The sequence below is a fragment of the Streptomyces sp. NPDC058459 genome (genome assembly GCF_042721685.1).
GTDB lineage: Bacteria > Actinomycetota > Actinomycetes > Streptomycetales > Streptomycetaceae > Streptomyces.
Genome location: NZ_JBHXLV010000151.1, coordinates 1 through 16,129, shown reverse-complemented (window position 1 = coordinate 16,129; position 16,129 = coordinate 1). Strand labels below are relative to the sequence as shown.

The window sequence follows — 16,129 nt, the reverse complement described above, 5'->3', positions numbered from 1 at the left end:
CGAGCGGCCGGGGCCTGCCCTCGGAGGCCGGCCCCGGCCGCGCGGTGTGTCAGCTTCAGGACTTCGGCTCGGCCGGTTTCGGCGCACCCGCTGCCGCCGGAGGCTCCTTCACGTCCACGTCGCTCGCCCGCACATAGGCCAGCCGGTGGTCGAGCTGGATCTCGTAGTACTCCTCCTGCCCCTTCACCACCGGCGCCGGGGATGTCCCGAACGAGGACCGGTCGACATAGGTGCCGTGGACCACGGACTGCGTGACGTACCGCTGGCCCTCGTCGATCGTGTAGGGCAGTGGAGCCTCCTGCTGCTCGTCCATGCCCTCCGGATAGGCCGACCCCTCCGGCAGCGCCCGCCCGAACACCGGGATCTCGTGGCGGCCCGCCTTCGGAGTGATCGTCCGGGCCCGCGCACCCACGGCGGTCGGCTGGTCCTCCGGGTTCCTGAACCACGCCTTGTGGCCCTGGAACCAGATCGCCGTCCAGTCGCCCTGACGTCCGGCCACCGCGAACAACTGCCCCGCCGACACCCGCGACCCCAGGTCGTTGACGTCCACCGTCGTGTCGTCACCGTCCGGTTTGCGGCCCGGGTCCTGGATCAGCGCGGAGTCCTCGCTCGGCTCGCTGTGCAGCCGGACCGCGCTGGAACCGTGCGGCGCGCACTTCTCGCCGCTCTCCAGGCAGCCGGTGAACACCGGCTTGTGCTTGGCGTACTCCGGAAGGATCATCACCGTGTCGCTGTCCGGCCCCGCCGTGGCCTTCAGCGGCGCGCCCAGCAGGTCGAAGTAGTGCCGCCAGTCCCAGAACGGGCCCGGGTCGTCGTGCATGTCCGGGATGGTGTCCTTGGTCGGCGCGGGCACATTGTCGTGGCCGAAGATGTGCTGCCGGTCCAGCGGGATGTCGTACTTCTTGGTCAGGTACTTCACCAGCCGGGCGGAGGAACGGTACATCTGCTCCGTGTACCAGGCGTCCGGCTGCCGCAGGAACCCCTCGTGCTCGATGCCGATCGAGCGGCCGTTCACGAACTGGCTGCCCGAGTGCCAGGCCGCGTCCTTGGTCTTGACGTGCTGGGTGACGCTGCCGTCGCTGGACCGGATCGAGTAGTGCCAGGACGCCTCCGTAGGATCCTGGACGGTCAGCAGCATCGAGGCCAGCGGCGCCTCGGTGTCATGGATGACGATGTACTCGATCCGCTGGTCCTTGGGCCGGTCGGCCAGGTCGTGGTTGCCGTATGCCTCGTCGTCGATCCGGACGTACGGCGCGCTCAGCCAGGAACACGACAGCTCCGCCGGGCACTCCACGTCCTTCGAACGGGACGCCCCCGCCGCCCCGGAGGGCGGGCGCACCCTGGGGCTCGCCGCCAGGACGACGTGCTGACCGGCGTCGGTGACCCGGTTCGCGCCCCGGCGGATGACATCGAAGACATCGTCGGCATAGGCCGCCGCCGAACCGGCGTCGGTCGAGCCCGGAAAGCGCGACACCGCGTCCCACCACTCGGCCGGGTCGGTGCTGAGCGGCTTGCCCAGCCCCCGCTGCGCCGCCGCGAGCAGCGCCGCGCCCCCGCGCACATTGGCGGCGTCGTCCGTGCGCAGCCGCTCCACCGGAAGACCGACCAGATCGGCCGCCCGCCGCAGGTCCGCGGAGCGCCGGGCGTCCTCAACCGCCTTCTGCGCCGGGGACGGACTGGCCTTGCGCACCTTCGGATGGGGTGTCACATGGTGCGGGGGCGTGGCGGCCGGCGGTCCGGCGGAGTCCACCAGGTGCATCGGCCCGTAGCCGCCGATGACGCTCGGGGCGCCCTGGTGGGAGTCCCACCGCGACTGGAGATAGGACACCCCCATCAGCACACTGCGGGGGACGTGGAACTCGGCCGCGGCTGCCGTGTAGTCGTCCTGGAGGCGTTGGTCGGGGGGTCCGCCCGAGTCGTCCGAGCGGTCGATCAGCAAAGGCACCAGAAGCGCCGCCGACGCGGCGGTCACGCAGATGATCCGCCGATGCCCGCGCACGGCACTGGACAGGCGGGGGGCGACGCGTTTTCTCATACGGCTGGCTCCAACGAGGTTCGGCGCGGCCTGGACATGCGGCCAGGGCGCGAACCGGGGCGCCCCGCATGTCACCCCGCTCACGTTTCCTTGCCTCGCGCGCCGCGTCGCGCCGAGCGTCACTGGCGTGGACCAGCCCCCGCGCTCAGGCCACCCGGTCGGCGGCAGCGGCACCGCCGGGTGGGGGCGGTGCGCTCACCCCTCCTCGACCGGGTCCACCCGCCAGTCGGGGTGGCCGGGCATGGGCGGGGCGTGCGACCCGTACAACCACGGGGTCAGAAAGCCCGTCAGATCCTCGCCGGCCACCTTCGAGGCGAGTCCGACGAAGTCCCGGGTACCGGCCACCCGTCCCCGATACGTCGTCACCCAGGCTCTCTCGACGCGCTCGAAGGTGTCCGCGCCGACCTTCTCGCGCAGCGCGTACAGCACCAGCGCCGAGCCGTCGTAGCGCATCTGCCGGAACAGGCCCTCCTCGTGCGGCTCGGCGGGCGCGCCGTCGTCGTGCCGCCACCGGTCGTGCTGCTCGTAGGCCGAACGCATCATCTCCTCCAGGCCGGGGCCGCCCCGCGTGCCGGCGTACAGCAGCTCGTAGAACCGGGCGTGACCCTCGCTCAGCCACAGGTCCGACCAGCGGCGGATCGCCACGCTGTCGCCGGTCCAGTGGTGGGTCAGCTCATGCACGAGATTGCGTTCGGCCGTGACCTGATCCCCCAGCAGATCCGTGCTCGGCACCACCGACAGCGACTGCGTCTCCAGCGCCACCGGCAGCTCGGTGTCGCCCACCAGCACGCCGTAGCGCCGGAACGGGTACGGGCCGAGCCGCTCCTCCAGCCAGGTGAGGTGGTCCGGCGTCAGCTCCCGGTACGCCCTGGTCCGCGCCACCAGCCCCCGGGGCACCACGTCCCGCAGCGGGAGCCCGTGCGGCCCGGTGCCGTCCACCACGTCGAACCGGCCGATGGCCAGCTGGACCAGCTGCGGGGCGACCGGGTGCTCCGAGTCGTACGTCCAGCGGACCCGGCCGTCGCGCTGGGGTACGCGGGTGACGAGCCGTCCGTTGGCCACCGCCGTCAGGCCGGCCGGGGTGGTGATGTGGAAGGTGAACGGCGCCCGCAGACTGGGGTGGTCGTCGGCCGGGAAGATCATCCGGGCACCGTTCGGCTGCGGCGAGAGGAGCGTGCCGTCGGCCGTGGGCACCCAGCCGTAGTCCTGGATCGCGTCGGTGCGGTGGCGGTGCCGCGTCGGGTCGGCGGTGTAGACGACCCGCACGGTGAAGACGCGGCCCCGCACGATCGGCCGCGCCGGGGTCACGACCAGCTCGTCCCCCCCGCGCGCGGTCCTCGCGGGCACGCCGTCGACCGTGACACCGCGCAGGGCGTTGCCCGCGAAGTCGAGGTCGAAGCGGGAGAGGGACTGGGTCGCGGTGGCGCTGATCGTGGTGGCGGCCGGGAACGGTGTCCGGGGCGCCTGCCAGTCGAAGTCCAGCGTGTAGCGGCGCACCGTGTAGCCGCCGTTCCCGTCCAGCGGCATGAGCGGGTCGCCGATGCCGGGGGCGCCGGGGGAGGGAGCGTCCGAGCGGCCGGGAGCCGGGTGGCCGGGAAGAGCGGGGGTGCGGGGGTCGTCCTCGGACAGGTCCAGCGTGAGGACGACCCCGCCCGTGATCCCGAGGGCGCAGGCCAGCGCGAGGGCCGCGCGGCGCCTGCCGCTGGCCCGCCCAGAGCCGCTCTTACGGGGCGTGAGGGTCATGGCGGCACTATGCCAGCGGATGGACGGTATACGGCTTATATGGAGACCGGGTCGGTGAGATCGTTCGCCACCCGCCGGTGCGGCAGCGGTACGGCGGTCATTCCGTCCCCCAGTCCCAGGTGTCGAAGTAGGCGGCCACGCCGGTGCGGCGGGCCTCCAGGACCGCGCCGAGCCGCGCGAAGTCCCGGGGCGGCATCAGCGCCCGCCACTCCGGGAGCGGCAGCACCCGGACCTCGTCGTGCTCACGCGGGTCCAGCACGATGTCCCGGAGCTGCCCCTCGTCGAGCCGGCCGCCGTCGAAGACGAGCCCCATCGTGCTGTACGGCCACTCGGTACCGGGCAGCCCGTACACCGTCGCGAGCAGCCTCGGCGGCCCGCTCAGCTCGATGCCCGTCTCCTCCCGGCACTCCCGCACGGCCGTCTCCCAGGGCCGCTCGCCGGGGTCCATCGTGCCGCCGGCCAGTTGCCAGGGGTGGGTCGCGCTGTAGACCCCGTGGAGCTGTACGGGCCGGTCGTGGAGGTCGGTGAAGAGGACGCAGGCGAAGCCGGTGGCCTTCATGACCGTCTCGGCGTACTGCTCCGGCGGCAGCCAGACCTTGCCGGACCCCTCGTCCACCCGGCCCCGGACCGGTGGCTTCGGCCAGGTCATCCGGGTGGGCGTCGGGTCGCCGCAGAAACCCGAGGCACGTAGGAGCGCCACCGAGGCGCCGGACGCGTCCGCCTCCACGGGCGACACCCGCTCCGCCCGGAGCCGGTCGAGCAGCGCGGCCAGCGCCGACCGGGCGTGTCCCCGGCGCCGCCACGAGGGATGCGTGACGACCGCGTGCACCCGCGCCGCCCGCCCCGAGGGCGACGCGGGTTCCGGCAGGACGGGGTGGAGCAGCGCGAGCGCACAGGACGCGAGGGCGCCGTCCGGGGCGTCGACGACACAGGCACGGGCGTCGTCCCCGGGGGCCAGCCGGGCGGCCAGCCCGGCGCCGGCGCGGACGATCCACTCCTCCGTCAACGGCTCGGCGAGGACGAACGCGGACCGCAGCCGGACGATGCTCTCCGCGTCGGCGGGCGTGGCGGGCCGGGCGGCGGGCGCGGTGCCGGAGTGCCGGGGGCGGTCGTGCAGGGCCTCACTGTTCACGATGCGTCTCCAGGAAGTGCTGCGGGCCTGCCTGTGCCGGACTCCGGGGAGGCGGCGACGGGTCGACGCCGGGGACGGGACGGAGCCGGTCGGCCGCCGGGTCGTGGGCGACCGGGTCGTCCGGCCGCTGGAAGTGCACGGCCAGCCGCTCCCCGGACCGGTACGCGTCCAGACCGGCCCGGCAGTACGCCACGGTCGCCGCGGGGAGCGCGTCCAGCCGGACCCAGCTCATGGCGTCGCAGACGCGCGGTTCCATGACACGGGGTTCGCCCGCCCACCGCCGCACCTCGAAGAAGAAGCCGACCCGGGCCTCCCCGCCGGGTGCCCGGTGGTGGACGGTGACGGCGGCGCGCACGCCGGCCCGCTCGACGGCGACACCGGTCTCCTCGCGCGCCTCCCGGAGCAGGGCGTCGACCACGTCCTCGTGCGGGCCGTCCAGGTGCCCGGAGGGCAGATGCCAGAGTCCGGCGGCGTACACCGCCCCGGCCCGCCGCGACATCAGCACCTCCGGCCCGCTCCGGACCTCCCGGCGCAGGATGAGGTGTACGTCCACCGGCACGGTGTGCCGCTGCCGCCCGCTCATGCCGGGCACCAGCCCATCTCCGAGTAGGCGCGGCCCGCGCGGATGCCGTCGATGGCCGCGCGGGCGTACGGCACGAGCGGCTCCGGCAGCCGGTCCGGGTCCCACCAGCGCCAGTCGAGACACTTGTCCGGTTCCCTCAGCCACGGTGTCCCCTGCCAGCGGCTGGCACGGAAGACCAGTTGCAGGCGTGGCCGCGCGCCCGGACCGTGCAGCACATGCACCGCATGGGTCAGCTCCACGTCACCGGGGTCGATGACCAGGCCCGCTTCCTCGCGCGCCTCCCGCACCAGGCACGCGACGGCCGACTCCCGCTCACAGTGCCCGGCCAGGAAGTGCCAGGCGGACCCCGCGAAGGCGGCGTCGGGATGGCGGAGGCCGAGCAGTACCCGGCCGTCGGCGTCCTCCGCGTAGAGATGGACCCCGACGATGTTCAGCTCCGTGCCGCCCGCGTCGGGTGCCTTCGCCGGGCGCGGGATCGCCGGGGGGCGCACGGGCGGGCGGGCCGCGTGGCGCAGGAGGAGTTCACGGGTTCCGGGGGCCAGCCGCAGCCGGTGCAGCATGTCCGGGCGGAACCAGCGCAGCAGCACGCCCTCCGCGAGTCCGACCCCGTCCGGATCGCCGGTCCAGCGGCCGGAGAAGACCTGCACCGGCACGCACAGTCCGTCGGTGCCGGTGGCCTCCTCGACGGCGTACGGCGTGAGGTCGGCCGGGTCCAGTCCCGGTACCTCCTCGGCCAGTTCACGCCGGAGGGTGTCCTCCAGTGTGCGGTCCCCCGGCTCGCGGCCGCCGCCGAGCAGGGCGAACGCTCCTGGCTCCCAGATACCCGGAGTGTTGTCGCGCAGCTGGAGCAGATAGCGGCCCTCGCCGTCGTGGATCAGCGCCGAGGCGTTCACCGGCGCGGGTCTGCCGTCGAGTTCCAGCGCGGTCGACTTCGCCTTCACCGGGCCCGGCTTGAGCTGCTCGACCGCTGACCAGTCCGCGCCCGGCAGTGGTTCGGGCAATTCGCGGGCCAGGTAGAAGGCGAAGGTGAACTCGTAGTGATCCGGTCCCAACGCCTCGACATGGACCGGGGTGGTCAGCAGCTTCGGGGTCAGGCACAGGTCGCCCGGTGCGAGCCGTGTGCGCTCGGTCACCGCCCGCAGGGCCGCCGCCGGCAACGTGGGGTCGCCCGCCGCGGCCTGTACGCCGGGCAGCCCGTCAGGATCCCGTACCCGCAGGACGCGCCGCTCGCGGTCGATGACGAGCGCGCGGCAGGTGAGCTGAGCGGAACCGGGGGCGAACGTACTCATGTCGTCGACCTCCTCCATCCGAGTGGGAAGTGAACTGGTGCTCTAAAAACGCCCAGGGCACCGGTGTCGTCACGGCTCGGGCGAGGCGAATTCCGGAACGTGTGTTCCCCCTGCCCGCTCGGCCCGGCACGCCATGGGTCGCCGCTCCCAAACTCGTTCGATCGAGGGAAGCGGAGCAAGAGGGGCGGGGTGTGCGGGGTGTGCGGGGTGTGCGATCAGTGAGTCCGCCATGTCCCGGCATAGGGACGGCTGGTTCATCCCCGCCGGCTCGGACGAGCTCGTCGTCCAGAACCCTCTCCTGCCGGGTGGACGGGGTGAGGCACGTCAGAGTCCCGTCAAAGCCGGGGCCACGGCCGTATGAGGGGCGTCAACGGGGGGTCCGGACCGGTCGGAGCAGGGGTTTCCTCAAGGAGTTCCCCTTTCCGTCCCGAGTCCGTTCAGGAGTCCCAAGATGGCCGATCTGGCCTTCGTCGTCACCGTGCTCGCGGCCTTCGCGCTGGTGGCACTCGTCGCCAAGGGGGTGACGAAGCTGTGACCACCGAGAACGTCGTCGGCCTGGTCGTGGCCGTCGCCCTGCTGGGCTATCTCGTCCTCGCCCTGATCTTCCCGGAGAGGTTCTGAGAGCCGACATGGGTTCCGTACTCGCGGGCGTGCTCCAGCTGCTCGCCCTCATCGGCGCGCTGGCCCTCGTCCACGCGCCCGCCGGCGGCTACATGGCCAAGGTGTACTCCTCGCGCCGGCATCTGCGGGCCGAGCGGTGGATCTACCGGGCCGTCGGCGCCGACCCCGACACCGAGATGCGCTGGCCGGCGTATCTGCGCGGGATGCTCGCGTTCTCCCTCGCCGGTGTCCTCTTCCTCTACCTGCTCCAGCGGCTGCAGGGCGTCCTGCCCGGTTCGCTCGGGTTCTCCTCGGTGAACCCGGCGCAGTCCTTCAACACAGCCGTCTCCTTCGTCACCAACACCAACTGGCAGTCGTACTACGGCGAACAGACCATGGGCCATGTCGTGCAGACGGCGGGGCTCGCGGTGCAGAACTTCGTGTCCGCAGCCGTGGGCATGGCCGTCGCGGTCGCCCTGGTGCGCGGTTTCGCCCGGTCCCGCTCCGGCGAACTGGGCAACTTCTGGGCCGACCTGGTGCGCGGCACGCTGCGTATCCTGCTGCCGGGCGCGGTCATCGGCGCCCTCGTCCTCGTGGCCTGCGGCGCCATCCAGAACTTCTCCGGCATCCATGAGGTCGGCCAGTTCATGGGCGGCACCCAGCAGTGGAACGGCGGCGCGGTCGCCTCCCAGGAGGCCATCAAGGAGCTGGGCACCAACGGCGGCGGTTACTTCAATGCCAACAGCGCGCACCCCTTCGAGAACCCGACGCCCTTCACCAACCTGTTCGAGATCTTCCTGATCCTCATCATCCCGTTCTCGCTGACCCGCACCTTCGGCCTGATGGCCGGCTCGGTCAAACAGGGCTACGCGATCCTCGCCGCCATGGCCACCATCTGGCTGGGCTTCACCGCGCTGATGACGTGGGCCGAGTTCGCCCACCACGGCCCGGCGCTGCAAGCGGCGGGGGGCGCGATGGAGGGCAAGGAGGTCCGCTTCGGCGTCGGCGGCTCCGCGCTCTTCGCGGTGTCCACCACGCTCACCTCGACCGGTGCGGTGGACTCCTTCCACTCCTCCTTCACGGGGCTCGGCGGCGGCATCACCATGCTCGGGATGATGCTGGGCGAGATCGCCCCCGGCGGCACCGGCTCCGGTCTCTACGGCATGCTGATCATGGCCGTGATCGCGGTGTTCCTCGCCGGTCTGATGGTCGGCCGCACCCCCGAGTACCTGGGCAAGAAGATCGGCGCGCGCGAGATGAAGCTCGCCGCCTGCTACATCCTGGTCACCCCCGCCCTGGTCCTGGTCCTCACGGCCGCCTCGCTGGCGCTGCCGACCCCGACGCACTCGCTGCTCAATCCGGGCGCGCACGGGTTCTCCGAGGTGCTGTACGCCTTCACCTCGGCCGCCAACAACAACGGCTCGGCCTTCGCCGGGCTGAACGCCAACACCGACTGGTTCAACACCACGACCGGGCTCGCCATGCTGCTCGGACGTTTCCTGCCGATGGTGTTCGTGCTGGCGCTGGCCGGCTCGCTCGCCGACCAGCGGCCGGTCCCGGTCACGGCGGGGACCCTGCGCACCGAGAAGCCGCTGTTCACCGGCCTGCTGGTGGGCGCCATCCTGATCGTCACCGGTCTGACCTACTTCCCGGCCCTCGCGCTGGGCCCGCTGGCCGAGGGGCTGGCGTCATGACCACCCGGATAGAGAAGCCCGAGGACTCGATGTCCACAGTCACCCCGACCCGGGCGCCGCACGGCGATCTCCCCGGCACTCACCAGGCCGCCGAGGGCCGTGTCGGAGCGGGTCTCTTCGACCCCAGGGCACTGCTGAAGTCGCTGCCCGACGCGTTCCGCAAGCTTGATCCGCGGGTCATGGTCAAGTCGCCCGTGATGTTCGTGGTGTGGATCGGCTCCGTGCTGACCACGGTGTTCTCCCTCACCGACCCCACCGACTGGTTCGGCTGGACGATCAGCGCCTGGCTGTGGCTGACCGTGCTCTTCGCCAACCTCGCGGAGGCGGTCGCCGAGGGCCGGGGCAAGGCGCAGGCCGAGACCCTGCGCAGGGCCAGGGCGGACACCGTCGCCCGCCGGCTGACCGGGACCGGCGAGGAGCGGGTGTCCGGCACCGGGCTCGGCGTCGGCGACCTGGTGGTCTGCGAGCCGGGCGACGTCATCCCCGGTGACGGCGATGTCGTGGAGGGCGTCGCCTCGGTGGACGAGTCCGCGATCACCGGTGAGTCGGCGCCGGTCATCCGGGAGTCCGGCGGCGACCGCAGTGCCGTCACCGGTGGCACCAAGGTGCTCTCCGACCGGATCGTCGTCCGGATCACGACGAAGCCGGGGGAGACCTTCATCGACCGGATGATCGGACTGGTGGAGGGCGCGGCCCGGCAGCGCACGCCCAACGAGATCGCGCTGAACATCCTGCTGGCGTCGCTCACCATCGTCTTCCTGCTGGCCTGCGTCACGCTGCCGCCGTTCGCCGCGTACGCGGGCACGCACCTCACAATGGTCGTGCTGGTCGCTCTGCTGGTGTGCCTGATCCCCACCACCATCGGCGCGCTGCTCTCCGCCATCGGTATCGCGGGCATGGACCGTCTGGTGCAGCGCAATGTGCTGGCCATGTCGGGACGGGCCGTCGAGGCGGCCGGTGACGTCTCCACGCTGCTGCTCGACAAGACCGGCACCATCACCCTGGGCAACCGCCGGGCCGCGGAGTTCGTGCCGGTGGGCGGGGCCGGCGTGGCGGAGCTCGCGGACGCCGCTCAGCTGTCCTCGCTCGCCGACCAGACCCCCGAGGGCCGGTCCGTCGTCGTCCTGGCCGAAGAGGCGTACGGCCTGCGCGAGCGCCACCGCGGCGAGCTGTCGGGCGCCGAGTGGATCGCGTTCACCGCGCAGACCCGGATGTCCGGCGTCGACGTGGACGGGCGCCGTATCCGCAAGGGCGCGGCCGGTTCCGTGCTGCGCTGGGTGCGCGAGCAGGGCGGCACGCCCGCCGAGGACGCGGAGCGGGCCGCCGACCGGATATCCCGCGCCGGTGGCACCCCGCTGCTGGTCGCCGTCCGGGACCCGGAGGGGGCCCGCGTGCTGGGTGTCGTCCACCTCAAGGACGTCGTCAAGGACGGCATGCGGGAACGGTTCGCCGAGCTGCGCCGCATGGGCATCAGGACGATCATGATCACCGGGGACAACCCGCTGACCGCCAAGGCCATCGCCGAGGAGGCGGGCGTCGACGACTTCCTCGCGGAGGCCACCCCCGAGGACAAGATGGCCCTCATCAAGCGGGAGCAGGCGGGCGGCAAGCTCGTCGCCATGACCGGGGACGGCACCAACGACGCCCCGGCGCTGGCCCAGGCGGACGTCGGCGTCGCCATGAACACCGGCACGTCGGCCGCCAAGGAGGCCGGCAACATGGTCGACCTCGACTCCGACCCGACCAAGCTCATCGAGATCGTCGGGATCGGCAAGCAGCTCCTCATCACCCGGGGCGCGCTGACCACGTTCTCCATCGCCAACGACGTGGCCAAGTACTTCGCGATCATCCCGGCGCTGTTCGCCGCCGTGTATCCAGGCCTTGACAAGCTGAACATCATGCGGCTGTCCTCGCCCGACTCCGCGATCCTCTCGGCCGTGATCTTCAACGCGCTGATCATCATCGCGCTGGTCCCGCTCTCCTTGCGCGGCGTGCGGTACCGGCCGGTCAGCGCCGACCGCCTGCTGCGGCGCAACCTCGCCGTCTACGGCCTCGGCGGCCTCGTCGCGCCCTTCGTCGGCATCAAGCTCATCGACCTGCTCATCTCCTTGATTCCCGGGATCGGCTGACCATGGACAACTTCCTCACCGGCAGGGCCCGGTCACTCGGCGCCGGCCTGCGCGCCCTGCTCGTCCTCACCCTCCTCACCGGCGTCCTCTACCCCCTCGCCGTGACCGGCGCCGCCCAATTGCTCTTCTCCGACCGGGCGAACGGCTCCGAGGTCAGGGCTGACGGCCGGGTCGTCGGCTCCTCCCTCATCGGGCAGCCGTACACCCTGCCTCTCAAGAAGGGCCAGGAGACGCCCGAGCCGGACCTCAGGTGGTTCCAGGGCCGCCCGGCGGCCGGACTCGGCACCAACAGTGAGAACACCCGTTACTCGCTGCTGCTGTCCGGCGCCACGAACCTCGCGGCCGACAACAAGGTGCTGGTCCAGCGGGTGGCGGACGCCAAGGCCGCGGTCGTCAGGGACAACTCCGTACCCGGCCACCCGGTCCGCTCCGCCGACGTCCCCGCGGACGCCGTCACCTCCTCCGGCTCCGGCCTCGACCCGGACATCTCCCCGGAGTACGCCCGGCTCCAGACCCACCGCGTCGCCGCCAGGAACCACCTCTCCGTCGCCGAGGTGGCCAGGATCGTCCGCGAGCACACCGAGGGCCGCACCCTGGGCTTCCTGGGCGAACCCCGCGTCGACGTGCTGGCCCTGAACAGCGCCCTCAGGGACCTGGCGGCCCGGCCCTGAGGACGTGCGCCACGGTCGGCGGTGTCCGCAAAGCCGTTCCGGTACCGCCGCCTCCCGCCCGGATGACGTAGGTCGCCGCGTTGATCCGGCGTACGACAGAAGGGCGCGCGTCCATGACCCGCGTACTCGTGGTGGAGGACGACCCGCAGCCGGTGCGGGCCCTCGTGATCAACCTCCGGGCCCGCGGGTACGCCGTCGACGCCGCCCCGGACGGCGCCACCGCGCTCCGCCTCGCGGCCGAACGCGGTCCGGAGGTGGTCAGGCTCGGCCTCGGGCTGCCCGGCATGGACGGCGCCGACGTCACAATGTCCCTGTGCGGCGGCGGCCGCGTCCCGATCCTCGTGCTCTCCGCCCGCCAGGCGTCCGAGGAGAAGGCCGCGGCCCTGGACGCCGGCGCCTACGACTACGTGACCAAGCCGTTCAGCATGGCCGAACTGCTCGCCCGGCCGCGCGCCGACCGAGTGGCAACTGGTGGAGATTCTTGTCACCAGCCCCGGCCGCCCGGTCAGCCAGAGACACCTGCTGCGCGAGGTCTGGGGTGTCTCCCTCAGCGACAGGACCAGCTACCCGCGAGTCCACATGGCCCAGCTCCGCCGCGAGCTGGAGGGGGACCCCGCCCGTCCGCGCCATCTCATCACCGAGCCCGCGACGGGCTACCCCTTCGAGCGCTGAATCGACCCCGAAGGCGGCCACGTCGTCGCGCTCGCGTCCGGAAGGGTGAATGATGTCACCCGGACTGGTCACGCCCGGATCTTCACACTGAGTATGCTCATCCAATGTTGTCGGTCGACAACTTCTGACGGCGGGCGGCGCGAGTGGAGCGGAAGGGCGGGACCATGGTGACGTCGCGGGCTGATGCTCATGAGCTGATGCCGGTGACCGTGGGCAGGGTCGACACGGCATGGGACGAGCGGCAGCCGTCCGTGCTCCTGGTCGAGGACGACCCGGGCGACGCGCTGCTGGTGGAGGAACTGGTAGCCGACAGCGCCCTGAAGATGCACCTGCGCTGGGTGCGCTCGATGGCCGAGGCCGCCGAGGTGCTCTCCACCGAGCGCCCCGACTGCGTCCTGCTCGACCTGCACCTGCCCGACGCGAGCGGCCTCGAAGCCGTCTCCCTGGTCAAGGCGCACGCCGACCAGGTGGCCATCGTCGTCCTCACCGGCCTGGCCGAGGAGCAGACCGGGCTCGCCGCGGTCACCGCCGGAGCCCAGGACTACCTGGTCAAGGGCCGGGTCGAACCCGAACTCTTCGGACGCGCCGTCCGCTACGCGATCCAGCGCAAGCAGGCCGAACAGTCCGCCGTGGCGCTCCAGGCCAGCCTGATGCAGGCCCAGGAGAACGCCCGTCTGGAACGCGGACTGCTGCCCCGCCCGCTGCTGCGCGCCGACGGCGTCCAGGTCGTCGCCCGCTACCGCCCCGGCCGCGCCCAGGCACTTCTCGGCGGGGACTTCTACGACATCGTGCAGAGCGCGGACGGCACCGTCCACGCCCTGGTCGGTGACGTCTCCGGGCACGGACCGGACGAGGCGGCCCTCGGTGTCGCCCTGCGGATAGCCTGGCGCACACTGGTCCTCAGCGGCATCACCGGGGTCGAGCAGGTGGCCCGCCTGGAGGAGATCCTGGTCGCCGAGCGCGCCCGGGACGAGGTCTTCGCCACCTTGATCAGCCTGTCCGCCGTGCCCGGCGAGCACCGGGCCAGCGTGGTGCGGGCCGGCCACCACGGACTGCTCCGGCGCGGCGCGCTGGAAGTGGACTGGGTCGAGGTGCCGGGCGGGCCCGCGCTGGGCCTCATCCCCGGCGGCGCCCGCTGGCCCACCGCGGAACTGCCGGTGCCGCCGGGCTCCTCCGTGGTCCTCTTCACCGACGGCCTCTTCGAGGGGCACGTCAGCCGGGGCCCGCAGCGCCTCGGCGAGGAGGGGCTGCTCGGACTCGCCCGCGAGGCGGCCGGACTGGCGCCCGACGAGTTCGTGGACCGGCTCATCGGCGAGGCCGAGGGGCTGGCCGAGGAACAGGGCGGGCTCGCGGACGACGTCGCCGTCGTCCATGTGAGCTGGAACTGAGACAAGTGAGACGAGAGACGAGTGGGACGCGTGAGCGACGAGTCGGTACGGAGCACAGGGTGAAAAAGCTCACGGGCAAGCCGTGGACCGGGCGCCGCCTGACCGTGCAGGGCTGGTTCTACCTCGTGCTGTCGCTCATGAGCTTCCTGGTACTGCTCGGCACCGTGGTCGGCGCCAATCTGCTCAACCGCACGGCCCACGCGACCGACTCCCTGCTGGAGGGCGTCCAGCCCGCCCAGACCGAGGCGTACCGGCTCCAGTCCGCCATGGTCAACCAGGAGACCGGCATCCGGGGCTACGCCATCACCGCCGACAAGCGGTTCCTGGCCCCCTACACCGACGGCAGGAGGAACGAGGCGGAGTCCGCCGCCCGGCTGCGCCGCCTGATCGCGGACCGGCCCGAACTGCGCGAGGACCTGACCACGGTGGAGCGCAAGGCGGCCCAGTGGCGCCTCAACTACGCCGAACCACTCGTCGCCTCCGTCACCCCCGGCAAGCCGAAGGCCGTCGACCTGCGGACGGTGGAGGGCGGCAAGGAGGACTTCGACAAGCTCCGCGAGAGCTGGGTCAAGCAGAACGCCCACATGACGCGAGTGGTCGCCGACGGCCGCGCGCACATCGCCCACGAGCGCACCCTGCGCAACTCGGTGCTCGTCGCCATGGTCGCCGCGTTCCTGCTGACCGGTGTCGCGCTCGCCGTCTTCGTGCGCGTGCTCGTCACCCGGCCCCTGGAGCGGCTGCGCACCGCTTCCCGCCGGGTCGCCGGCGGCGACTTCGAGCACGTCATCGACGGCGGCGGCCCGGCCGACCTGACCGCTGTGGCCGACGACGTGGAGGGCATGCGCCGGCGGATCGTGACCGAGCTGGACGCCTCCCACGCCCAGCAGCGCGTTCTCAGCACCCAGGCGGCCGACCTGGACGCCCAGGCGGTCGAACTGCGCCGCTCCAACGTCGAGCTGGAACAGTTCGCCTACGTCGCCTCCCACGACCTCCAGGAGCCGCTGCGCAAGGTCGCCTCCTTCTGCCAGCTGCTGGAGAAGCGCTACTACGACGAACTGGACGACCGCGGCCGGCAGTACATCGACTTCGCGGTGGACGGCGCCAAGCGCATGCAGGTGCTCATCAACGACCTGCTCACCTTCTCCCGCGTCGGCCGGCTCACCGACGACCGCGTGCCGGTCGGCCTGGACAAGGCGCTGGAGAAGGCGATGATGAACCTGGGCACCGCCGTGGAGGAGTCCGGCGCCCGCGTCGAACGGCCGAAGGAGATGCCCGAGGTCGTGGGCGACCCGACCCTGTTCACCATGCTCTGGCAGAATCTGATCGGCAACGCCCTGAAGTTCCGCCACCCCGACCGCGCCCCGCAGGTCACCGTCACCTGTGAGGCCGACCCGGACGAGCCGGGCAGCATCCAGGTGAGCGTCACGGACAACGGCATCGGCATCCCCGGCGAGTTCGCCGACAAGGTCTTCGTCATCTTCCAGCGGCTGCACAGCCGGGACGCCTACGGTGGCACCGGCATCGGCCTGGCGCTCTGCAAGAAGATCGTGGAACATCATGGTGGCAGGATCTGGCTGGACACCGACTACACCGACGGCACCCGGTTCCGGTTCACCCTGCCCGTGGCCACCACCCCGGACGAGTCCGGCATCCAATCCGAGGCAAAGGCCCTGACATGACGACTCCCGACGGCACCCCGATCGACGTCCTCCTGGTGGAGGACGACCCCGGTGACGAGCTGATGACCAGGGAGGCGTTCGAGGACAACAAGATCGGCAACACGCTGCACGTGGTCCGGGACGGCGAGGAGGCGCTCGACTTCCTCTACCGGCGCGGCGACCACACCGGCGCGCCCCGGCCCGACCTGATCCTGCTGGACCTGAACCTGCCCAAGTACGACGGGCGTCAGGTCCTGGAGCGGATCAAGTCCGACCAGGATCTCGTGGACATCCCGGTGGTCGTCCTCACCACCTCGGCGGCCGAGGAGGACATCCTCCGCAGTTACAAGCTGCACGCCAACGCGTATGTCACCAAGCCGGTCGACCTCGACCAGTTCATCGCCGCCGTCCGCCAGATCGACGACTTCTTCGTCCAGGTGGTCCGCCTGCCCCGGCGGAGGTGAGCCCCCGCACACGGAACACCCCCCGACCAGCCCGGTCGGGGGGTGTTCTGTCACGCTCGCTCAGCCCGCGG

At 71.9% G+C, this 16,129-nt stretch carries 12 protein-coding genes and 1 pseudogene; 8 read left to right on the top strand and 5 right to left on the bottom strand.

Features of this window, described 5'->3' with window-relative positions; genetic code table 11:
* Positions 1–55: 55 nt before the first annotated feature.
* From ACFWN1_RS23770 to ACFWN1_RS23750, 5 genes are all read right to left on the bottom strand, one after another.
* Positions 56–2,035: an N-acetylmuramoyl-L-alanine amidase gene (locus ACFWN1_RS23770; RefSeq protein ID WP_384365358.1), complete on the bottom strand. Its 1,980-nt coding sequence runs from the start codon at positions 2,033–2,035 to the stop codon at positions 56–58.
* Positions 2,036–2,230: 195 nt separating this feature from the next.
* A complete protein-coding gene (locus tag ACFWN1_RS23765) occupies positions 2,231–3,778 on the bottom strand; it encodes a M1 family metallopeptidase (protein ID WP_384365355.1) in 1,548 nt (515 codons plus the stop codon).
* 97 nt (positions 3,779–3,875) lie between these two features.
* A complete protein-coding gene (locus ACFWN1_RS23760) occupies positions 3,876–4,910 on the bottom strand; it encodes a GNAT family N-acetyltransferase (protein WP_384365352.1) in 1,035 nt (344 codons plus the stop codon).
* On the bottom strand, positions 4,900–5,493 hold the full coding sequence (locus ACFWN1_RS23755; RefSeq protein ID WP_384365349.1) for an NUDIX domain-containing protein: 594 nt from the start codon (positions 5,491–5,493) through the stop codon (positions 4,900–4,902). The genes ACFWN1_RS23760 and ACFWN1_RS23755 overlap by 11 nt, the downstream gene beginning before the upstream one ends.
* Positions 5,490–6,782 carry an NUDIX domain-containing protein gene (locus ACFWN1_RS23750; RefSeq protein ID WP_384365346.1) on the bottom strand — a complete coding sequence of 431 codons (1,293 nt, stop codon included), beginning with the start codon at positions 6,780–6,782 and terminating at the stop codon, positions 5,490–5,492. Before ACFWN1_RS23750 ends, ACFWN1_RS23755 begins: the two co-directional genes overlap by 4 nt.
* Before the next feature lie 531 nt (positions 6,783–7,313).
* On the opposite strand from ACFWN1_RS23750, the gene kdpF reads away from it, so the two are divergent.
* The 8 genes and pseudogenes from kdpF (at position 7,314) to ACFWN1_RS23710 (ending at position 16,058) form a co-directional block, all read left to right on the top strand.
* Positions 7,314–7,403, top strand: a complete 90-nt coding sequence (gene kdpF / locus ACFWN1_RS23745; RefSeq protein WP_161183200.1) for a K(+)-transporting ATPase subunit F — start codon at positions 7,314–7,316, stop codon at positions 7,401–7,403.
* An 8-nt stretch (positions 7,404–7,411) separates the two neighbouring features.
* Positions 7,412–9,076, top strand: coding sequence for a potassium-transporting ATPase subunit KdpA (kdpA, locus tag ACFWN1_RS23740; RefSeq protein ID WP_384365341.1), 1,665 nt, complete (start codon positions 7,412–7,414; stop codon positions 9,074–9,076).
* Positions 9,077–9,105: 29 nt separating this feature from the next.
* Positions 9,106–11,205, top strand: a complete 2,100-nt coding sequence (kdpB, locus tag ACFWN1_RS23735; protein WP_384365364.1) for a potassium-transporting ATPase subunit KdpB — start codon at positions 9,106–9,108, stop codon at positions 11,203–11,205.
* 2 nt (positions 11,206–11,207) lie between these two features.
* Entirely contained in the window at positions 11,208–11,876 is a 669-nt protein-coding gene (locus tag ACFWN1_RS23730; protein WP_384365338.1) for a potassium-transporting ATPase subunit C, read from the top strand.
* A gap of 113 nt (positions 11,877–11,989) precedes the next feature.
* A pseudogene (locus tag ACFWN1_RS23725) lies at positions 11,990–12,548 on the top strand (response regulator transcription factor).
* A gap of 164 nt (positions 12,549–12,712) precedes the next feature.
* Positions 12,713–13,936, top strand: coding sequence for a PP2C family protein-serine/threonine phosphatase (locus tag ACFWN1_RS23720; protein ID WP_384365335.1), 1,224 nt, complete (start codon positions 12,713–12,715; stop codon positions 13,934–13,936).
* 137 nt (positions 13,937–14,073) lie between these two features.
* Positions 14,074–15,615 (top strand): CHASE3 domain-containing protein, encoded by a 1,542-nt coding sequence (locus tag ACFWN1_RS23715; protein WP_384365361.1) that lies wholly within the window; start codon positions 14,074–14,076, stop codon positions 15,613–15,615.
* The gene (locus ACFWN1_RS23710; RefSeq protein ID WP_384365332.1) at positions 15,612–16,058 is read left to right on the top strand and encodes a response regulator; all 447 of its coding nucleotides are present in this window, start codon (positions 15,612–15,614) and stop codon (positions 16,056–16,058) included. Before ACFWN1_RS23715 ends, ACFWN1_RS23710 begins: the two co-directional genes overlap by 4 nt.
* Positions 16,059–16,129 lie beyond the last annotated feature (71 nt).